General features: G+C 44.9%; 18 protein-coding genes. 7 read left to right on the plus strand and 11 right to left on the minus strand.

Features of this window, described 5'->3' with window-relative positions; all coding sequences use genetic code 11:
* Nucleotides 1–63 precede the first annotated feature (63 nt).
* The gene (locus ACHUFW_RS14720) at nt 64–717 is read right to left on the minus strand and encodes a methyl-accepting chemotaxis protein (protein ID WP_394204147.1); all 654 of its coding nucleotides are present in this window, start codon (nt 715–717) and stop codon (nt 64–66) included.
* Between ACHUFW_RS14720 and ACHUFW_RS14725 the strand changes: the two genes are divergently transcribed.
* Together ACHUFW_RS14725 and ACHUFW_RS14730 are read left to right on the plus strand one after the other, a co-directional pair.
* A complete protein-coding gene (locus ACHUFW_RS14725) occupies nt 716–955 on the plus strand; it encodes a helix-turn-helix domain-containing protein (protein ID WP_394204148.1) in 240 nt (79 codons plus the stop codon). The genes ACHUFW_RS14720 and ACHUFW_RS14725 overlap by 2 nt on opposite strands.
* Before the next feature lie 64 nt (nt 956–1,019).
* Nucleotides 1,020–1,409: a VOC family protein gene (locus tag ACHUFW_RS14730; protein ID WP_394204094.1), complete on the plus strand. Its 390-nt coding sequence runs from the start codon at nt 1,020–1,022 to the stop codon at nt 1,407–1,409.
* A 69-nt stretch (nt 1,410–1,478) separates the two neighbouring features.
* Here the strand turns inward: ACHUFW_RS14730 and ACHUFW_RS14735 are convergent, their stop codons facing one another.
* Nucleotides 1,479–3,272: an aryl-sulfate sulfotransferase gene (locus ACHUFW_RS14735; RefSeq protein WP_394204095.1), complete on the minus strand. Its 1,794-nt coding sequence runs from the start codon at nt 3,270–3,272 to the stop codon at nt 1,479–1,481.
* Nucleotides 3,273–3,585: 313 nt separating this feature from the next.
* Between ACHUFW_RS14735 and ACHUFW_RS14740 the strand changes: the two genes are divergently transcribed.
* Nucleotides 3,586–4,617: a helix-turn-helix transcriptional regulator gene (locus ACHUFW_RS14740; protein WP_394204096.1), complete on the plus strand. Its 1,032-nt coding sequence runs from the start codon at nt 3,586–3,588 to the stop codon at nt 4,615–4,617.
* Nucleotides 4,618–4,638: 21 nt separating this feature from the next.
* Here ACHUFW_RS14740 and ACHUFW_RS14745 read toward each other — a convergent pair whose 3' ends face one another.
* The 4 genes from ACHUFW_RS14745 to ACHUFW_RS14760 form a co-directional block, all read right to left on the minus strand.
* Nucleotides 4,639–5,832, minus strand: coding sequence for an SO2930 family diheme c-type cytochrome (locus ACHUFW_RS14745; protein WP_394204097.1), 1,194 nt, complete (start codon nt 5,830–5,832; stop codon nt 4,639–4,641).
* Between the two features lie 69 nt (nt 5,833–5,901).
* Nucleotides 5,902–8,556, minus strand: a complete 2,655-nt coding sequence (locus ACHUFW_RS14750; protein ID WP_394204098.1) for a parallel beta-helix domain-containing protein — start codon at nt 8,554–8,556, stop codon at nt 5,902–5,904.
* 336 nt (nt 8,557–8,892) lie between these two features.
* Nucleotides 8,893–9,999: a DUF481 domain-containing protein gene (locus tag ACHUFW_RS14755; protein WP_394204099.1), complete on the minus strand. Its 1,107-nt coding sequence runs from the start codon at nt 9,997–9,999 to the stop codon at nt 8,893–8,895.
* A gap of 132 nt (nt 10,000–10,131) precedes the next feature.
* Nucleotides 10,132–10,782 (minus strand): arylesterase, encoded by a 651-nt coding sequence (locus tag ACHUFW_RS14760; RefSeq protein WP_394204100.1) that lies wholly within the window; start codon nt 10,780–10,782, stop codon nt 10,132–10,134.
* Here ACHUFW_RS14760 and ACHUFW_RS14765 point away from each other — a divergent pair.
* Entirely contained in the window at nt 10,745–11,464 is a 720-nt protein-coding gene (locus ACHUFW_RS14765) for an ABC transporter ATP-binding protein (protein ID WP_394204101.1), read from the plus strand. The genes ACHUFW_RS14760 and ACHUFW_RS14765 overlap by 38 nt on opposite strands.
* The gene (locus ACHUFW_RS14770) at nt 11,464–13,920 is read left to right on the plus strand and encodes an ABC transporter permease (RefSeq protein WP_394204102.1); all 2,457 of its coding nucleotides are present in this window, start codon (nt 11,464–11,466) and stop codon (nt 13,918–13,920) included. The genes ACHUFW_RS14765 and ACHUFW_RS14770 overlap by 1 nt, the downstream gene beginning before the upstream one ends.
* 65 nt (nt 13,921–13,985) lie before the next feature.
* On the opposite strand, the gene ACHUFW_RS14775 is transcribed toward ACHUFW_RS14770, so the two are convergent.
* Both ACHUFW_RS14775 and folX read right to left on the minus strand, forming a co-directional pair.
* On the minus strand, nt 13,986–14,894 hold the full coding sequence (locus tag ACHUFW_RS14775; protein ID WP_394204103.1) for a TIGR01777 family oxidoreductase: 909 nt from the start codon (nt 14,892–14,894) through the stop codon (nt 13,986–13,988).
* Nucleotides 14,895–15,043: 149 nt separating this feature from the next.
* On the minus strand, nt 15,044–15,418 hold the full coding sequence (gene folX, locus ACHUFW_RS14780; protein ID WP_394204104.1) for a dihydroneopterin triphosphate 2'-epimerase: 375 nt from the start codon (nt 15,416–15,418) through the stop codon (nt 15,044–15,046).
* Between the two features lie 75 nt (nt 15,419–15,493).
* On the opposite strand from folX, the gene ACHUFW_RS14785 reads away from it, so the two are divergent.
* Together ACHUFW_RS14785 and ACHUFW_RS14790 are read left to right on the plus strand one after the other, a co-directional pair.
* On the plus strand, nt 15,494–16,579 hold the full coding sequence (locus ACHUFW_RS14785; RefSeq protein ID WP_394204105.1) for an AI-2E family transporter: 1,086 nt from the start codon (nt 15,494–15,496) through the stop codon (nt 16,577–16,579).
* A 32-nt stretch (nt 16,580–16,611) separates the two neighbouring features.
* Nucleotides 16,612–17,520 carry a class I SAM-dependent methyltransferase gene (locus ACHUFW_RS14790; RefSeq protein ID WP_394204106.1) on the plus strand — a complete coding sequence of 303 codons (909 nt, stop codon included), beginning with the start codon at nt 16,612–16,614 and terminating at the stop codon, nt 17,518–17,520.
* Between the two features lie 13 nt (nt 17,521–17,533).
* Here ACHUFW_RS14790 and ACHUFW_RS14795 read toward each other — a convergent pair whose 3' ends face one another.
* The 3 genes from ACHUFW_RS14795 to pta form a co-directional block, all read right to left on the minus strand.
* Complete coding sequence (locus tag ACHUFW_RS14795; RefSeq protein WP_394204107.1) at nt 17,534–17,758, minus strand: hypothetical protein; 225 nt, start codon at nt 17,756–17,758, stop codon at nt 17,534–17,536.
* A gap of 661 nt (nt 17,759–18,419) precedes the next feature.
* On the minus strand, nt 18,420–18,851 hold the full coding sequence (locus ACHUFW_RS14800; RefSeq protein WP_394204108.1) for a hypothetical protein: 432 nt from the start codon (nt 18,849–18,851) through the stop codon (nt 18,420–18,422).
* Nucleotides 18,852–19,240: 389 nt separating this feature from the next.
* Complete coding sequence (gene pta, locus ACHUFW_RS14805) at nt 19,241–21,382, minus strand: phosphate acetyltransferase (protein ID WP_394204109.1); 2,142 nt, start codon at nt 21,380–21,382, stop codon at nt 19,241–19,243.
* Between the last annotated feature and the right edge of the window lie 54 nt (nt 21,383–21,436).

A 21,436-nucleotide genomic window follows, 5' to 3' on the forward strand; every position in this document is an offset into this window, starting at 1 on the left:
ACCCTTTGTGACTCTATGATCGTGGCGCGAGTAGCTTTGGCAGAGGTTTAACACAGTGGCTGCTTACATTTTAAACTGGTTAACCGTTTGCTTTAGGGCCTGTGATAGTGACGCTAAGCTGTCACAGGAGTTGATAGTGTCCATCATTTTTACATAGTTGTCTTGTGAGATACTGTTGACAGCTGCCATGCTACTATTCACTTGTTCTGTCGCAGCACTCTGCTGTTCCGTCGCACTGGCACTTTGGGTGTTCATATCATTTATTTTCGTGATTGATTTAGTTATTTCTGAAAAGGCACTCCCTGACTGGTTGGCAGAATTGATGCTAGCTGATAACAGTTCGGTACTTTGTTGCATACTATTGACCACATCTCTAGTACCATTTTGAATGCTTTCAATCAGGTTATGGATCTCAGTTGTTGATTGCTGTGTTCTTTGTGCAAGCACTCGTACTTCATCAGCAACAACAGCAAAACCACGACCTTGTTCACCGGCTCTAGCAGCTTCGATGGCAGCATTTAGTGCCAATAGATTTGTTTGTTCAGCAACACCACCGATCACATCTAGAATTTTACCAATATTATCTGTTTCCTCAGCAAGACTGCTTATTTGTATAGATGTTTGTTTGATTTCAGTATCAAGTTCACCAATATGATTGATGGTGTTCTCAATTGTTGAAAAGCTGGGGTTAGATATCTTAGGTGAATCTGCGTTTATGTCGCGATTTCATTATGTGAGGATGTTTCAACTGGTTTATGGGGTAACACCGAAACATTACCTGCGTGATCTGCGAATTGAAAAGGCAAAGCGGTTGATTGTTAAGGGGATGCCAGTGACCCAGGTTTGTTTTGCTGTGGGTTACGAGAGCTTATCGACATTTTCAAATGTATTTAAAAAAAGCACAGGTCATTCCCCAAGTGCCTACCAGCGTTTGCATAAAAGCAATTTAGAATAAGTATTTCTATCTGTGTCTCGCTATGCTTTACGCATACCAACATCTTCAACAGGGTATTGACGAAATGATTAAGATATCTATTTGCAGTGTGCCAGTGACAGAACAGGATAAAGCGCTTGAGTTTTATACCGAGGTGTTAGGGTTTGCGAAGAAAAAAGATGTGCCGGTTGGGGAGCATAAATGGCTTACTGTGGTTTCGCCTCAAGAGAAAGCAGGTGTTGAGTTATTATTGGAGCCTATGGCCTTTGAACCAGCACAAGTTTATCAGCAGTCCTTAAAAGAAGCTGGCATCCCATGGACATCTTTTACCGTTGATAACGTGGATGAACAATATCAGCGATTAGTGGATATGGGGGTAGAGTTTTCAGTTGCACCCACGGAGGTTGGCAATGTCAAAATTGCCGTACTTGACGATACTTGTGGTAATCACATTCAGTTAATGCAAGAACTGTAGCGATTTCAGCATTGAAGTGTCTCGATTGTCAGTTTTTATAGAACTGACAATCGAGGTTAATGGGTTTGATTATTTAAGCATTAACGCCGGGCGGATAACTTGAGCTCGATATCCGGTGGCAAATAGGTCGTGGCTATCAATGTGGATTTTTACCGCTGGCTTGGTTTCACCATAGCGATGTTCCACCAAAATCGATTTCACTTTACCGGTTGTTTCATCCATTTTTAGGTTGCCATAACCTCCGCCAATGCCGAATAGACCTGCCGAGGCGAAATAGCTCATCATACTGTCTTTGTCAGCCTGATATTTGACAATCGATGTCACCGGTGAGTAGCCAGCGTAACCGAGTTCGTTTTTACCGTACTGCCAAATCTGCTGGATAGTCATTTTGTTTTCATCGATTTTGTACTCTACCGAGCGAGAGTACTTATTCATTGCAAACATCGGCTGGCTGAGGTGGCGACCATCACCGTTATCAAAAACGGTATAGGTGCCTTTTTGCGGCACTTTATAGGCGGTATGCGGGGTATAACTAAAATCAAAATCACTGCCGCTACATAAGCCTTTAGCGGTGCATTCGATGGGGTTACCGCTTGCATCTACAGGTTGAAGCAACTTGTCAGCAAATCGTTCTGACCAGCCTTCAGTTGGGCTGATAATCCATTTGACCTGTTTATCTCGCCCGATTTTAATTACGGCCGATTGATGACGGGAGCTAATGATAATGCTGTCATCAACTGGGTCGTAATCAACCGAATTCGCATGCAGCCAGTTGCGGCCAGTTTCAACACCATGAATATCACCAAAAGGTGCGTTCTTTAAATCCTCTGCAGTCGTTTGGTGGCCAGCTTGGTCTATATCTATATTGAGACATACTGCGCCGGCATCTAGCGATAAAAGCGCAGCATCGCGCATTGGATCTAGTATTTGGTTTAGATCCCAATAATCAACCAGTTTACCTGTGCTGTCGACTTCGATAATTTGATCGCGGATGGTATTAACCACTTTACCATCGGGGCGATGATAGTCTTTAGCGGCAGCGCGAATAAAAATGTTGCCGTTGGCACCTTCAATACCTTCGTGGGAAGCATCAATAAAGTGCCCCGGGAGGTTATGTTCTGAGATCATCCTGCCCATCAGCGACATTTTTTTCCATGTTTGACCTTGCACCCATACCATGTTGCCATCTTGGGTGACGTTCATGCCCATGGCGTATCCGGCGGTGTCATAGTTTTTGGAATTATGGGTGGTGTATGGATTCATATACCAGCGAATATCACCGGCCGTATCTATGATGAAAAAACCAGGTTTACCATCCCATGAAAACGCCCCTGGCGCAGTTGGGTTGTTGTGCATTAGCGGGCTAGATTTACCATCAGGGTTGGTCCAGTTCAAAAAGTAAAGACGCGCTTTAAAGTCTTTGTCGACATGCTCGACGTGCACTTTTGGCGCTTTGGCCCACTGGCTTTCAGAAAACCCCATATCAATGTCAGGTGTCAGCATTTGGTATAAGTGACTATGTGGCTCGCCATTTTCCATCCAATTAACGGTAAATTTATTCATCAGGGCCGGGTAAAGGCCAAATATGGGTACCCCGCCTTCGCTCATTACACGCATATCGCTGACCGGATAATGAATATCTACGCCAGTGTCATCTTTAGCGTGAACGGTCACTGTTACATCGGAAATTTGATGCCCATTTAGCGTGACTAATGCAGTTAAAGGTGCATTTTCATAGGGATTATGGATAAGGTAGCCCAGTGGGGCATTGTCTACCGGAAAAGGTTTCATGCCGTTCGGATCAGCGTGAAGAGAAAAACTAAGCGTCGCGATTAGTGCGCTAACAATAATGGATTTGAGCATGTTGATAGTAATTACTCACAGGTCAATGAAGTGACATCATTATAAAAGAGCGCAGTAGGCAAATATGCTAGCTTGTTGGCAATGGCTGACAATTATTTAAAATTTGCTTATCGGTTCACGTATTTGGCCTACGGCTTTGAACCAACGCTGTGCTAGGTGGTCGATGGGTCTAGTGCAGTATGCAAAAGACTTCATTGAGGTGGATATAGAAGAGGCTAAATTTCACCAATATGCTTACTCACTAATTTCTACTTCCCTTAGTTACTGAAATCCGTTACAAATATGCTTATTGTTTCTTCAACTTAAGGTTCGCATGGGATTTCAGATTGGCTATCAATCAACACTCAGGGTTGGTGATCAACCTTGCTCAGCCAGTGGAGTTCAGCGAATTATTGCCCACCTGCAAGCCAAAGAGGGCGAGCAAGCGGTAGCAAAGTTAAACGCCCATTTAGGTGTAGCTTTTTCCAGTGCTGTTGCCCATCAATTTGTGCCGATGTGGCAAATTGAGGCGGCCTTAGATTATTTACAACAACATTATCCCAGTTTAGTGGCCATCTCATCACGTTTAAGCCCTAACTGGGTGGATGATTTAGCCAGTTTACTGGCTAATTTTGATAATCTAGAACAAGTGATCACAGCATTAGTTAATCAACAACTACCCGTAGCACAATTTGCCGATACCGTGGTCATTAGCCATGACAGTTTTGTGCGTATTATTTGGATTAATACAGGGCGCTCTCCTCTTGATAGTTTGCACGTCCAGTTTCAGCACAGTATTAATATGATGTGCTCAGTGGCCGAGCGCTTGCTTGGCGAGCCTTTTTTGCCGTTGGAAATCGCTTTGGTTAAACAACCTGATGCAGATTGGTTACAAAACATTCGCTGTCAAAATATCCGCAGCCAGGCACCTTTTTATAGTTGGACATTATCGCGCAAACAACTGCAACAACCACTCAATGGTCAAATCGATGCCGCCCCTTTGGCGCTGCAGAAAATTCAGGACTCATTTGCAGAACAAGTGATTGCGGCGTTACGTCAACGTTTCCCCCAATTGCCAACGATGGAGCAGATGGCGCAGTGCCTTGATGTTAGTGATCGAACATTGCGGCGAAAATTAGCAGCAGGAAAAAGCCGTTATCAAAACCTTATTTATCAAGTCCGCTGCCAGCATGCGTTGCGGCAACTGGTGACTGAGCGCGCCGATGTGGCAAGTCTAGCTGAACAAATGGGGTTTAATGATGTGAGCCATTTTCGCCAAAGCTTTAAACATTGGACAGGCTTTGCACCGGGAGACTTTATGAATGCACTGGACAAAGAATGTTTTTTGCCCAGTGATAATTCATAGAATAAGATTTAACTTTAGCGGTCAACTTTGGCAGTCACCTAGCGACGGCGACATCATATCTATCCACTGGCGGATCACATTGACCGCTTCTTGATGCACCATGGCTCGTCCAATTGGAGGCATTCTATCTTTGGCGCCATTAAGCTCTTGGCGATAGACCATGATTGAGTGTTCAGCATCACCCGGAATGATATCGTAAGATAATCCCTTGGCACCGCCGTCCCAACCCGGTGGTTGCTTACATACACCATACGGGTAACTTGTATGGTCAACGTGAAAGCCTAATCGCAGTCCTGAGATACTGGCAAAGCCCTCGGCTCGGTGACAATGGGCGCAATTAATATCAATATAACCTTTGGCTCGCGCCGTTAAATCACCGCTCTGATCTAAAATATTAGGCGCATGGGGAATGGTGCTGGCATCCGGTAAGCCTGCAATCATGCCTAAAGTCTGCCAATGACTTAACTGGCTAAGCCCTTGACTGGTGTCGATGCTGTGGTTGAGCAGTTGCGCCTTTAAACCGATAGGTGAAATGCTACTGACATCATTTTCATTAAGTTGATGGCAGAGTTTGCATTCTGCTCGGCTAGGAACATGATAATCGAAGCTAATTTGTTGGCCTTGATGGTTGAATGTGTGGGGAATATCGGCGCCTACCACATTTAACTTGGCCTGACCTTGCTGCCAAACATAGGCTAAAGTTGTCCAGCCACTTTGACGGTGAATCAGCAGTCGAGTTTCGATAAGTGTCTGGTGTTCGCGTCCGCTTAGTTGGGTATCTGACGGTAAACTAAAGGTTTTACTTAAAACGCTGCCAACTGGCAATGTAAAGGTATCTTCGGCCTGATAGCTGATTTGTTGGCCATCGGGTAAAAACAAAAAACGGTACTTTTGAGCATAGTTAGTAAACAGCTCACTGGATAGCGCATAAGCAATGCCATTGCCGACGGGATGCGCGGTAGGATCTTGGCTGTCAGCAAAAAGATTATATTGTGATAAATCCTCACAATCTTCATTCATGAGCGCTTCCCAGTTAACCCCCGTTGGGTTGAGCGCGCAAGCACTGTTAGGATCGGTATTATTATCAGCTGGTGGTGTCGTCGAGTCTGGTGGCGTTGTTGGTGCGGGGTCAACTTGAGCTGTTGGGCTACTGTCACCGCCACCACCACATGCTACTAAACCAAGCAACAATAATAGGGTAAGTTGTGTTCGCATGATGGATTGCCTGTTTAAGCACGTGAAAACAACAAGGCCGACATTATCATGTCGGCCTTGATTAACTTGTTACTCGGAACAAGAAGCTGCGGGTAAGCGCTTAATCCACTCGTTAATTAATGCGACCCCTTCGCCATGGCTGAGGCTACGGCCGATTTCAGGCATGCGGTCCCCTGGCTCATTGGTTGCCATTCTAAAGTGCAGAATGGATTGTTCAGGCGAACCCGGCACAATATCAAAGCCGAGTGAACCACCACCGTAGGCAACTGGTGACTTACAGGTACCGTGAGAATATCCGCCATCTTCGTCATAAGCGCGGAAGTACTCTAGTTTCAAGCCAGTGTTTGAAGCGTTACCTTCAGGGCGATGACAGTGAGCACAGTTGATGTCCAAATATCCTTTTGCGGTGTTCATCAGCTCAGTGTCTGACATTGAAGCAACATTCACTTCATCACCATCCATAAAGCTTGGCACTGTGTCGATGGTGTTGATGTCAGGCGTGCCTTGTAAGATACCGGCAGCTTGCCATTTTAATAGCTGGTTCATATCGCCATCATGGTAGCTGTAGGACTTGTTTAACTGACGCGCCTTAGGCCCGATAGGAACAAACACTGCGGCGCTGTCAGAATCAGCTTTGAACTGATGACACTGCTTACATTGGTTCATGCTTGGTACGACATAATCAAATGTGAGTGTTTCACCTTGATGAACGACAGATTTCCCTTGAATCGCTCCCGCCTTAGCTAACACTGCATCGGTTTTTTGTGCATTATGAACGTAAGGTAGTGCAGACCAGCCGGTTTCACGGCGAATCAACAAGCGAGTTTCTATCAGATCTTCATTGTCTATGCCACGCTGTGCGGTATTCGCTGGCAAAGCAAATGCTTTGGTGATCACGGTTCCTACGGGGAAGTCGAATGTTTCACTATCATGGTATTGTGCGACCTTGCCTTCAGGCACAAATACAAAACGGTATTTAGAAGCATAGTCAGTGAATAGTTGCGTATTGAGGTCATACGGCATACCACCTGAATTTGCTCCTGACGTCGGATCTGTGGCGTCAGCAAAAAGATTGTAATCTGACAGGTTAGGGCAGTTTGCACCCAGTAAAGCATCCCAATTGACACCTGTGGCCGTAGATTCACATAGGCTTAAATCACCATCGCCAACCAAGCCGCCTTCACCTTCACCAATGGAGCCACCTCCGCCAACTAGGTTACCACCGTCACAGCCTTCAACGTCATCGTCTACACCACAACCAAAGATTTGGTCGCCAAAGGTGACGGTGTGAACAGGTAAACTGACTTGAGCACAATTTAGTAGTTGATCTTGGGTTTTCTCAAATAGCACATCGGCGATATTAATATCGGTATTGCTGTTGGCATAGAGACGGCCAAATGACACATCACCGTTGTTTTGAGCACAGACGTTGTCACTGCCATCTTCTGCAAATGGCAATTCTTGCAGACCAAGGTATGCCGCTGTGCCGTTATTTGACAGCATCTCACCTAAACCATCATATAACACACCAGGGAATTCACCGTGGGTAAATAGGTATGCCTTGATGATGTCGTCAATCAAGTATCCGTTTGGTTGTTTACCATAATCGGTGATGACATTGTCATGAATATAAATATTGCGTGGTGTTGGGCGCCAGCCATCTTCAATGGACTGATCAGGTTGTCCATAGTTGGCGACAAAGGCATTCATGTCTGGTTCCGCAATGAAGAAACTAGAAATAGTTACACCCATGGTGTCATGGTTGGTTACTTCATTGTTGAAAATTTCGACATCATCCGTTGATAAGATAATCATCCCTGTACCTGGCGGTACGATATGAACCCCAGCTGGGTTGGCCGAAGCGTTGGCAAAGTTTTTGGTATTGTTATCATAAACTTTGTTATTAAAGATACGCACGCTAGAGCCATATCTGTGGTTATTGATGGGTAAGTCAAATACTAAGATACCACCGGTATTTCCCATTGCTTCGTTGTTATATACGTCGGCGTATTTAGAGTTTTCAATTTCAATACCCGCGACGTTTTCTTTAGCGATATTACGGCGTACCACAATATACTCTGACTGACCTACATAAATACCAGCATCGGCGCTACCGCGGACATAGGTATCTTCAATCAAGATGTTCTCACATTCAACGGGATACAGACCGTAGGCGCCATTGCCTTCATCCAGTTCGCCTTCCCACACGGTGGCGAGACGACGCAAGATAATGCCGTTAGTATTTTTAAGTTTAATACCGTTGTTTTTAGCTTCATTAACCGACAAATCTTGAATAATGACGTTAATAGCATTTTGAACAAAGATACCATCACCGGTGATGGACTCTGAAAAATCCAATACGGTTTCATTCATGCCGTAACCCATGATGGTGATATTTTTTGCGTAGGCACCATCACCGTCAACGTCACCATCAAACAGTAAGGTTGATTCTATTTTGAAGTTACCTTTAGGTAACACAATAACATCGTTACTTTGGGCATTAATTAGCGCTTCTTGAATACGCAGTGTCAGGTTTTCACCATCTTCAATTAATATGGCACCTTCCGGGAAGTTGTCTGCGGGATCTGTTGGTGGGGTGACCACTGGGGTCTCTTCTTCTACAACAACCTTGTCATCATCGTCCGACGAACACGCACCTAAACTTACCGCCACTGCAGTGGCAACCAATGTTGGGATCAACCAACTGGGCTTCTTGTTGAACATAGCGTCTCCTGCTTATTTTTATTATTCACTTCTTAGATTGCACGGACGTACCAGATATTCAATGTGAAATCCGGCCAACATTGTTGTAACAAGTTGATATCATATGAGAGTTTTTACTTATTCAAACGACTGTTTATATATTTTTGTATACAAAACAATACTTAGCATAAACTCTTAAACAGGCGTTTCTTGTATTGTTGAAGCTTAAAAAAAACTTAAAAATATCCATGGATTTTATAAGGAAAGCATTTTTGGTCAAACAATAACCAAAAAGCCAAACCCGTAGGTTTGGCTTTGTTTCGTTAATTTGACTTAATTATGCCGCTCGGTATTAGATTATAAATCGATACCAAATCCGACGATAAATTGGTAATCATCTTTCTCTGGCGTATTTCCGTCGGCATCGTCTTGAGGGTTGCTAATGTGGTCCCATACGAAAGAAAGGTCTAAATCAAATATGTCGGTGAGCTCAATGGCAAAGGCAGCAACGGCGTGATGCGAGTATCCACCAGAGTCTTGACTGCCGTAGTTAACTCGATAAAGTGCATCGAAATCAATATCATCTGTGATTTCCCACTCATAGATAGTTTCAACGACTACCGCAGCACTTCCTTCTGATTCGGTTTCACCCTCCAATACTTTATCGTACTTTGTGTAGGTGTATGCGGGACCGCCACTGACACTCCAAGTCACCTTTGAAGTATCAATCACATCATAACCGAGACCAAAACCGACTGTCGCTTTGTAGTCGATGTTTTTAAATTTATCTAAGTAGACTTCGCCAAATATGGGGCGAAGATAAAACTGTCTGGAAATATACCAGTCAAAATTGGTATTGAGACGGTGGTTATCAATGGTATTGGTGTCATCCACATTTGAATAGTTACCTAAGTAATCGATATGGTAACGAGATTCGGTTGTGCGACGATTGGCATTGGCGATGGCACTGTAATCGACTTGCTTGGTGTTACCAGAGCGAAAGTTTGCCCCAAGGGATATTTTACTCGACCAATAATTGGACTCTTGCTGGCCTCCGGCGATGATAGTGAGGATCTGACTACGATCAAATTCCACGCCGTCCAAATAGCTTTTACCATCCTTGACCAATAGTTTACCCGTTTTGGTTGTCAGATCGGTAAAGCCGATACTAACTAAGCTATGGCTTTGCAGCAGTTTGACATCTTCCCAGTCTATATACAGGGTATCTAAATTATCGCTTTCAAATTCTAATTTATCGTCATACAGGTTTTTTATCTCGCCTTTTAAGAGTTCATAGGACGTGAGCTGCAACCAATCGTACTTGCTGTCTTTGGGAAGCGTGATTTTTTCTGGATCGAATGTGCTAGCTTCACTGGCAAATGTGTTGATACTCAAGCTGCTGGTGATGGCGAATAAAAGACTTAACGTAAGGCGAGACACTTTAGTGGTATGACGGTTTTGCATAAGCCTGCTCCCTGCAAATGCTTGTTGTCGGCAAAATGATGTTATTTATTGTAAACCATTATTTTAAAGCGGTTAAGTTATCTTAACCGCAAGACTTTAATGACAACCGACTTAGGCAAAATCTGCAGCAAGTTACAGTGCTTTATTGATCCAAGGGTAGACAAATTCCGTAATGATGGGTTGAGCATCAGCGTTGGGATGGATGCCATCGCGCTGCATTAAATTGGGGTCAACCGCGACAGGTTCCATAAAAAATGGCATCAGAGTGATGTCATACTCTTTAGCAAGTTCATGATATACAGCGGTAAATTGGTTTGCGTATCGTGGACCATAATTGGGCGGCACCATGACTTCGCTGAGCAGCACTTTGGCGCCTTGGGCCTGGGATAGTTGAATGATTTTTGTAAGATTTTCTTTCAACTGTTTTGGTGGGAATCCGCGTAATCCGTCATTACCGCCCAGTTCAACCACCACCAGTTTTGGCGTGGCAGACTCAAGCAGGGCGGGCAGTCTGCGCAATCCGCCTGCTGACGTTTCGCCACTCACTGAGCCATTGATAAAGGTATGCTGGGGCATTTTTTGCTGCAACAGGTTGACCCAACCTTGCTCTGGAGACACACCATAACTGGCGCCAAGGCTATCGCCGAGGATTAAAATCGGGGTAGCATAGGCACTTGAGAATGATACGCATAATAGTAAGACAGCACTTAAGCCAGCGCGAAGCTTGGCGGATAAGAGGGATAATATGGCAGAGCAGAATGCAATCACAGTAAATAATCTCATCAAAAAAGTTACGACCCAAGAGGGAGAGCTTACTATCCTCAATGGCATCTCTATGGATGTCAAGTCGGGTGAGAGTGTTGCGATTCTTGGTCCATCGGGTTCGGGTAAATCAACGCTATTGGGGTTGCTTGCCGCGCTTGACTCGCCAAGCTCTGGTGAGATTTTTCTCGATGGCAGTGCGTTGCATGGTTTAGATGAAGAGGGGAAAGCGCTGCTTCGTAAAAAGAAGGTTAGCTTTATTTTTCAGTCTTTTATGCTAGTTGATACACTAAATGCACTTGAGAACGTGATGTTGCCTGCTGAGCTTGCAGGAGTCACAGATGCCAAGCAAAAAGCAGAAGCGATGTTAGACCGGGTCGGTTTGTCACACCGTTTAACTCACTTACCCAACCAGTTGTCGGGGGGAGAACAGCAACGAGTCGCTATTGCTCGCGCGTTTATTTGTGAACCTAAGGTGCTGTTTGCTGATGAACCCACCGGTAATTTAGACGGCGCGAATAGCCAGCGGGTCGCTGATATGCTGTTTGATCTGAACAAAGAAAGTGACACAACTTTGATACTGGTGACCCATGATCTGCAGCTTGCCCAGCGTTGTCAAAGGCAGTTGATGATGAATTCAGGCGTGTTGACTGAAGCGGTAACAAACGAAAGCCCTGAGCTGGATGCCAAGGAGGCGAGCTAATGGAGGGACGTTTAGCTTGGCGACTATTTATTAGGGAGCTATCCCAAGGCCAGTTGATGCTAATCATCTTGGCTATCACCTTAGCGGTCATGTCAGTCACTGGTTTAGCAAGGGTCAGTGACCGATTACAAATTGCGATCAATGGGCAAGCTTCCAAGTTTATCGCAGCAGATAGGATCATTAACTCTCCCGTTGAAATTGACCCTCAAATTCTCGTCGAGGCTGAAAACCTCGGACTGCAACAGGTTCGCAGCATGCAGTTCAATTCGATGGCATATGCTAATGATGAGTTTCAGCTCATCACAGTCAGAGCCGTCGCAGAGGGCTATCCTCTCAAGGGCACCATTGAATTAAGTGATGGCCCCGCACAAGGTTTACCAGCACCTGGTAGCATTTGGTACGAAACGCGTTTAGGCGGTATTTTAGGCTATCCCCAAGCGTTAGAGCTGGGTAATAGTGAATTTAACCTGTCTAAAGAGATAGCTCGCTTACCTGATGCCGGCTTTAATCCGTTTGCATCATCTCCTGTGGTGTTAATGCGCATTGAAGATGTGGCCAAAACGGGCATCATTCAACCCGGCAGCCGAGTGACTTACTTGTATCAATTTGCCGGTGACAGCTCAGCATTATCACAGTTTGAACAGCAGGTTAAGCCGCTGCTAAACAACAGCCAGCGTTGGGTCGATGTACAATCGGGAGACTCGCCTATAGCAGAAGCGGTTAAGCGTGCTGAACGATTCCTGTTACTCGCCAGCTTGTTGGGTATTGCGCTGGCTTGCGCTGCAATCGGTATTGCTGCGCAGCGATACTGCCAGCGTCACTTTGATGTGGTGGCGATGTTGAAAACCTTTGGCGCCTCTCGTAAACAGATCCGTATTTTGTTTGGTTTACATTTATTGCTGGTAACCATTCTTGGTGTCGTGTTTGGTTTATTAGCTGGGTTAGCGCTCGATGCCGTGATCACCAGCTACTTACCAGAGAGTATTGCGGCCTACGGTGCACCGTTTGCCCGGCCTGTGTTGTTAGGTATTGCCACAGGCTTAATCAGTGCGTTTATGTTTTCTGCGTATCCATTACTGCGGTTATTAGCAATTCCGCCATTACGGGTATTGCAGCGACAGCTGGAAGGGCTGCAGTTAGGTATGTGGCTGCATTTAACCTTAAGTGTTGCGGCAATGGGCTTACTGGGATATCTGTATTCAAAAAGTATTGCGCTAACTTTGACAGTGGTTGCCGGTGTTTTACTACTGGGCGTGCTTTTGAGCTTATTTGGTTTTGCGCTGATCCGCGCGGGACACAGTGTTGGAATGAAAACCACCAACCCATTCCAATTGGCGTTAGCAGGGCTGAGACGTCGGGCGCGTCAAAATGCCATACAGTTAGTTGGGTTTAGTGCCGCATTGGTACTGCTACTGACCATTGTCGCCTTGCGCCAGGACTTGTTAAACGAGTGGCAAAAGCAGCTACCTGCTCAGTCCCCCAACTATTTTTTGGTCAATATTGCACCGGACGAGTCCGCACCGTTAACGGAGTATTTTGCTAGCCATGATATTAAGGCAACCGATATCTATCCGGTGATCCGTGGGCGATTAACCCAAATAAACGGAGAAACCTTGATTTCATCAGAGCAAAGTCAAAATGGTGAGCCTGGGAGAGTGGGGATCTCTCGGGAGCTTAACCTCACGTGGCGAAATAGCTTACCAGAGAATAATCAAATTATTGAAGGCGAATTCAATACTGATGACTATGATGTTTCTGTCGAGTCTGAAGTGGCTGAGCGCTTGGGATTGAGCTTAGGCGATAAGTTAACTTATGTTATCGATAACCAAGAGCTAACGGTTACCGTAAAGAGCTTTAGGGCGGTGCATTGGGAAACCTTGCAACCAAACTTCTTTATGATTTTTAGTCAGAAAGCCCTTGAGCCATTTGCTTACACATCGATGGCGAGCTTTTACTTGCCTGAATCCCAGCGTAGTCTTGTGATTGAGTTGATTCAAGACTTCCCCACGGTTTCTATTATCGATGTTGGGGCGATGGTGGCGCAACTAAGGCAGATTATCGATCAAGTGTCTTTGTCACTCACATTGGTGTTGGTATTGGTGTTGGCGGCCAGCAGCTTAGTGTTGGTGGCGCAAACAGAAGCGGGGATGGCGACAAGGCAGAGAGAGCTCGCGGTATTACGCACCTTCGGTGCATCAGGCTGGTTATTGCGTTGGTCAACCGGGTTGGAATTCGCGCTATTGGGGGCGATAGCTGGGTTTATGGCCGTAGTGGTCGCCGAGTTCACCCTATATTTGCTTAAAACCCAAGTGTTTGAGCTTAACGTCTATATGCATTGGCCATGGTGGGCTATGGCGCCGCTGGCTGGCGCAGTCATCGTCGCGGCGCTGGGTACTTGGCGCTGTAGAAGTTTATTGCAGCAGTCTTGTTCGCAACTACTTAAAGCACGTGCATAGTACTGGGAGTTGATAAGCATCAATAGAAAACGGCGCCATTGGCGCCGTTTTTTTAGATGAAGCCATTAGTGATGGAGTATGTCTGCTAATGCAGGTCCTAGGTGAGGGTATTTATAGACAAACCCTGAATCTTGGGTTCGTTTTGGCAGCACAAATTGGCCTTCAGTTAGCAGCTGTGCCATTTCACCTAATGCTAAGGTCAATATTTTTTCCGGCGCTGGGAAAATCGTTGGTCTAGAAAGTGTTTTTCCTAACTGCTTGGTAAATGTGAGGTTGTCCACAGGGTTGGGCGCGGTGCCGTTGTAAATGCCTTGGCATTGCTGTGACGTTAATAGATACATAATCAAGGCGGTTAAGTCATCAATATGTATCCAGCTCATACCTTGGCTACCGCTAGCAATCTTACCCCCTAAACCGAGTTTAAAAGCCGGTAGCATTTTCGCCAATGCACCGCCTTGGCTACCTAGCACCAATCCTATTCGAATAATAGAGACTCTGGTGTACTGTTCTGCGCTTTGAGCAAGCTCTTCCCAGCGAGCACAAACACTATGGGCAAATTGTTCATCGGCGCCCGTTTCACTAAAGCTACATAAACTGGTTTGTTCGTCAACGCTTTGGCGGCCATTGCCATATATCCCAATAGCAGAAGCACTGATAAAGCAGCTTGGTGGCTTGCTACTTTGGCTAAACAGTTCGCTTAGTCTTGCGGTAAGGTCCCAACGGCTTGAACAAATCTTTTGTTTGTTAGCGATACTCCAACGCTGGGCAATTGGTTCTCCTGCGAGGTTTATCACCGCATCAAATCTATCTAGATCGGTTAATGCCCCTAAATTATTGAGGTATTGATGCTGGCTACCTAATATTTTTTGGGCATTGCCTGGCGAACGAGTCACGATTGTAAGCTGGTGGTCGTCTAATTGTTTAATTAAATGTTGGCCAATGAAGCCGGTGCCACCGGTGATCAGGATATGCATAATCTGCCCCCGCTTATCAAGGTAAAATTTATTGCTCTATTAGGTATATACAGAAATATGGGATAAGTCGATCAGTTTTCAAAAAGGATAACAAGAGGGGGGAAGCCGTGCAGTACATAGTACTGCACTAATGGGATTGGTTTTTGGGATTAGCTTTGCTGTTTTTTGTCGTAGCAAAGCTGCAGTGACACAGAGTCTGCAAACCGCAGTGCATGAGGCTTATCAATTTCGACACTGGCAAAATCTACCCAGGGGTGTTCTTTGGTAATTTGTAAAACCTGGTCAGTGAGATGCTCCAATAAAGAAAATCGGTTGTTTTCCACTAAAGCAATGATTTTTTTTGTAATCGTGCGATAATTCAGGGCATCATCCATGTTGTCACTGTCCCGTGCTTTACTGGCGCAGTAGTGGATTTGTGCGTTAATAGTGACATCTTGTTTATTATTTATTTCATCATCTTTAATACCGATGTAGGTACGTAGGCGCAGATTTTTTATTCGAATGATAGCGATTTGAGGATCCATAAGCTGATGTTTTTAGTCGTTAACATATCTTTAGCCTATCAACTATAAGGTAATTCTAGAAGGACTTTTATTAATATGGGTCGGTTTGAGAATCAAGGCGTAGCATTCAAAGGCTTCGCAATTATGGCATTCATTGTCGTTATTCTAGCCGGAATTAAAGCGGCAAGTCCGATTGTCGTGCCGTTTGTGCTGTCCGCTTTTATCGCAGTTATTTGTAACCCTGTGATTGATTGGTTGGCTCGTTATCGTGTACCTCGCGGACTCGCCATTATGGTTTTGATGGTCTTTATTGTCTTAATGGGTTTATGGTTAGCATCGATTGTTGGTAGTTCAATTAATGAATTTAGCCAGCAATTGCCCCATTATCGTGATCAGTTGGTCGAGCAGTTCTCTTGGGTATTAGGCAAGTTACAGGCTTTGAATATCAGTGTGTCTCGCGACCAGCTGTTGGCCTATTTTGACCCAGGCATCGCGCTGTCTATGACGACAAATATGCTGTCAAGTGTTGGTGGGGTGATGGCGAATCTATTCCTGATTATTTTGACCGTGGTGTTTATGCTTTTTGAAGCACAAACATTACCCAAAAAACTGCATTTTGCGCTAGATGATCCTGATATGCGTTTAAAGCAGATTGATAAGTTCCTTCATTCTGTTAACCAATATATGGTGATCAAAACCTTAGTGAGTTTAGGTACCGGCTTAATTGTCGGCATCGGCTTAGCTATTATCGGGGTAGATTATGCCTTGTTATGGGGCGTAGTCGCGTTTCTGTTTAACTATATTCCCAATATTGGATCAATCATTGCGGCAATTCCTTCTGTGTTGTTGGCGTTTATTCAATTGGGCCCCGCGGCTGCCGGTATGACAGGGTTGTTATATCTTGGTACCAATATGGTGATGGGAAATGTAGTCGAACCTAAATATATGGGCCGCGGTCTTGGACTATCGACGCTGGTGGTATTCTTATCATTGATATTTTGGGGCTGGTTACTCGGCTCAGTAGGGATGTTGTTATCAGTTCCGTTGACGATGATCGTCAAAATTGCGCTTGAATCAAGCCAAAGTGGTGGCTGGTTAGCCATCTTACTGGCCGATGAAGTCTCTTTACCGTCGGGTTCGTCAGGCGATGATGAAAACAGTAGCGCTGACAAGCAATCATAGTCACCCGTAGATAAGTGGAATAAAAATTTATTATGCAGTTATTTTTAGATGCGGTTTCGACCTTTGAATTTTCTGAGGAAGTGACGCGACTTTTTCACGGACGTGGCGGCTGTTTTCCGGGAAGTGAACATATTAATGTGGATTACTACCCGCCAGTTATCTTGCTGACAAGCTTTACCGATTTGGCTGACGATGAGTTACAACTTGCATTGTCGACCATAAAGAACCACTGGACAGAGACGGTTGCTGATAAGCCATGTAACTTAGTTTACCAATACCGCCATGGTGGGCAAACCCAAACACGGCTGCTCTGTGGTGAAGTGCCCGAGCCCCACGTAGTAACAGAACACGGTTGTCAGTTCCAAGTGCATCTGTTGCGTGGTCAAAACCATGGGTTGTTCGTTGATATGCGCAATGGCCGTCATTGGGTAAAACACCATGCTCAAGACAAGAAGGTGCTTAATTTGTTTGCCTATACTTGCGGTTTTTCCGTGGCGGCCATGCAAGGCGGTGCAGTGAGCACGGTGAATATCGATATGAGCAAAGGTGCGCTAGCTATTGGCAAGCAAAACCACCTGCTTAATGGTTTTGATCAGCAAGTGAAGTACTTAGGGCATGATATTTTTAAATCATGGGGTAAATTAACCAAATTCGGTCCTTATGATCTCATCATTGCTGATCCGCCGAGTAATCAGCGCGGTAGCTTTGTGGCGACAAAAGACTACGCTCGATTACTTAAACGATTACCGAGTTTATTAGCCGAGGGCGGTGAGGTACTTTTGTGCCTTAATGCACCAGAGTTAAGCCTTGATTTCCTCAAGTCGCAAGTGGCACAGTACAGTCCAACTTTAGTGTTGGTTGAACAAATTGCTAATCCGCCAGTATTTAAAGATATCAATCCTGACAAGGCGCTCAAAGTGCTGCGATATCGACAAACATAGTCCGAAACGAGCATTAGTAGCCCAAGCGGTCACCCAGTGATGAGTGGCCGTGGGATTCGATAACTTGGGCTATTTTGTTCGAGTCTGGACGGTTTAGTGAGGCCATTTCTGAAAGTAGCTGTCCTTGAATATCAAAGGGAATGTTCATTCTATCCATAAACAGTTGTACTTGTAACTCATCACCTTGGGCAAGCAAGTCAACCAGTACCCCAGCTTCATATTCTACCAATGTGTTCATCTTATACGCTCATGCTCTACTGCCATCTACTAAGTTTTGTTGCATTTTTGCAATAACGGTAGATTTTTTTGTTGTAAAAAATGGTGTTTTTATCGTCAAGATGGATTAAAAACTGAAAGTCTTTCATGTTGATTTACTTTTTTGGGTGTTTTTTAACCGTAAAATGGTCTCTTTAGCTTTTGAATGAAACTTTTTTGAAAGTTTTCTGTAAGTTTTGCTTTTGAAGTTGTATACTGTGCTTATGAACTTTGCTGGTTTGGCATAGATTCTAATAATGGCAAAAATGCAGACCTAAATAACAAGCATGCCTCGTACCCTACTATTAAAATTTGGAGTTGTTATGGAATTTCGTGAATACGAAAACGCATATTATCAGGTACAAGATGACGTGATTGAATCTTTGCCGGTGGAAAAGGACGAAGAAGCGTTTTTGGATTAAAGGAAGCTAAACAGCACGCCTGAGGCAAGCGGGGTAAACTGCTAAATATGCAGTTGCCAACATACCTCAAAAAAGACCTCAATAAAAATAGCAATCATTAGATTGCTATTTTTTTATCTAAATTCTATGCAAATGAATCAGTGCAAGGTGAGTCTGCTCTCGATAACACCGGTTAGCGACTCATTAATCAGTGTTAATACTGACCTAAAAGGTCAACTGTTATTAATTGATATTGCCTTTTTCCGGCAGGACTTCGACAATAATCCAACGTTTCTTTTCTTTGTGTAGGCGAAGCGTGCGATCGTCTATCCAGGGGCTGCCACCACGTAAACCGGTCATTTTCACAATCACGGTCACGTCGTCGGTGAATTTACGGAAGAAGTCGATGTTGATTTCTTCAATTTCCATCGTGACTTCGGTCATCGACAAGTTCAGTACGTGTCTTTGCACCGCCGATGCAATGTAGTAATGGGCTAGGATCTTTTGCATGGGCTCACTGACAAACTGTTTAGCTTTTTCAACATCCCTATCAACATAAATTGCCTGAAAGAAACCGAGTGAGACTTGTTCTGGTGTCAGTGGTTTTTGGCCGACTTCCGAGTCTGGGCTGCAACCAATGAGTAGGACGAAGACAAACAAAAGTAGTTTTTTCATTTGATAAACTGAGACTTCCTGTACAGATGATAATGGCAGCTTAACTGAGAATGGCTTTATTTGGTAGTCAGTAACAGAAATGTTGCTAGTATGGCGTGATTGGCTGATTATTCAGCGATCGAACTGACTTGGCTTGACGTTTTTGTAAAGATCAGTCATATCTTAATGAATAACTGATGACGGTTATCCACAGAATCTGGGGATAACTATGTTGAAGACTGCATGCATAACTTCTAAGTTACTGATGTTTAGTTATAATTTATGCTGGTTATTTTTTGACGGTTTGTGAACCTTTGTGGTTTTTACCGTATCTTCGTCTCCGTATTCTTTAAGCTACATAAACAAAAGCCTGTCACAATGGACAGGCTTTTTTGATCTTATTATTGGCGTTATTTGCTTTGGGAAGCCTGAATCGCAGTCAGGGCGATAGTGTAGACAATATCATCGACTAATGCGCCTCGAGATAGATCATTAACTGGCTTACGCATCCCTTGCAGCATCGGGCCGATAGAGATTAGGTCAGCACTACGCTGCACGGCCTTATAGGTGGTATTACCGGTATTCAAATCTGGGAATACGAACACGGTAGCTTGGCCTGCCACAGGGCTATCAGGAGCTTTAGATTGAGCTACGTTAGGCATCACAGCTGCATCGTATTGCAATGGACCATCAATGACTAAATCAGGGCGCTTCTCTTTGGCAATACGCGTTGCTTCGCGCACCTTATCAACATCTGATCCTGTTCCTGAGCTACCGGTTGAGTAGCTGATCATCGCCACTCTTGGCTCAATCCCAAATGCAGCAGCAGATTCAGCAGATTGGATTGCGATATCCGCCAATTGTTCTGCATTAGGATCTGGGTTAATCGCACAGTCACCGTATACTAATACTTGGTCTGGCATCAACATAAAGAAGATTGAAGACACTAAGCTGGAACCCGGTGCAGTCTTAATTAGCTGTAGCGGTGGACGAATAGTATTGGCGGTGGTGTTAACGGCGCCAGATACTATGCCATCGACTTCTTCTTGGGCCAGCATCATGGTTCCTAGTACCATGTTGTCTTCGAGTTGTTCCCGTGCCACAACCTCAGTTAGGCCTTTATGGCGTCTTAAATCAACCATTGGGGCGACATAACGCTCGCGTGCTGCTTCCGGTTCAATGATTTCCACACCATCACCAAGGGAAACTCCTTGTTGAGCGGCGATACGTAAAATCTCTTCTCGATTCCCCAATAACACACATTTGGCGATGCCACGTTCGGCACAAATTGCTGCCGCTTCGATGGTTCTTGGCTCATCACCTTCAGGTAGCACGACCGTTTTTCTCGCCGCGCGCGCTAATTCAGTTAACTTGTAACGGAAAGCGGGTGGTGATAGTCGGTGTTCACGTGGCGAGTCCTTGGTAATGCTTTCAACCCAGTTTTGATCAATATGACTGGCGACATACTCTTGGACTTCTTCGATGCGCACCGCATCATCGACAGGGACTTCATGATCGAAGCGTTGAATATTGAGCGATGTTTGCCATGTATTGGTATCAATCAAAAATACCGGAAGGCCGGTATCGAACGCTTGTGCGCACAATGCCATGATTTCAGGCTCAGGCTCATAGCTACCGGTTAGCAGTAGTGCACCAACTTTCACGCCATTCATAGCTGCCAGACAGGCGGAAACAATCACATCTGATCTGTCTCCTGAGGTCACCAGCAGTGAGTCAGTATTGATGTGGGTAACCATATTGGGAATACTGCGCGCACAAAAAGTCACTTTGCGTAAACGGCGAGTGTTCATTTCACCAGCATTGATGATTCGAGCACGAAGGTGTTTGGCTAAATCCGATGCGCGTGGTGCAACTAGGTCTAAGTTATAGGGCACACTGCCTAAGATGCGCAGTGGGCTCTTACCAGGCAGTTGGAACATGTGTGCTGCATCTGAACGCTGGATATCTTGGTGATCAAAGACTTCTGAAAGATCAGGACGTGCGCGACCTTCGCTATCTACAGGTGCGCCAATTTTGTTGATGATGGCGCCAATTAGGCGTTTATTTTTATTGCCACCCCAACTGTTATGGGCGATTTCCAAACGGTGCATTAATGCCGTCGCTGTTTCATTGCCCGGTGTGGCCACAAAGATAATATCTGCATCAAGGGCTTTGGCGACTTGATAGTTGATATCGTCGGAAAACGGATGATTGCGAGTTTGTACTAAACCTTCAACAATCAAGGTTTCAGATGGGCTAGCTTGTTCAGTTGCACGAGCAATGATTTGCTCCATAAGCACATCTGTTTGATCCGCGCGAATAAGGCTTTCCGCATGGGACATGTCAAACGGCTCTAAAGGGTTAACCGTTGGTGATTTACTTAAGATGGTGGTTGAGCGTTCAGGACCTGTATCTGTTGGTCTGAGCTGAGCAATCGGCTTGAAAAAACGCACTTTCACACCATGTCGCTCTAAAGCACGAACCATACCTAGACTGATTGACGTTAATCCCACACCAGTACCGATAGGAATTAGCATTATATTACGAGACATAAAAACCTCTTAGTGACGATCTGCAGGCTGTACAATGGCCTGCGGTCAAATGGA

Origin of the sequence: Shewanella waksmanii (assembly GCF_043643685.1) — a bacterium.
GTDB classification, from domain to species: domain Bacteria; phylum Pseudomonadota; class Gammaproteobacteria; order Enterobacterales; family Shewanellaceae; genus Shewanella; species Shewanella waksmanii_A.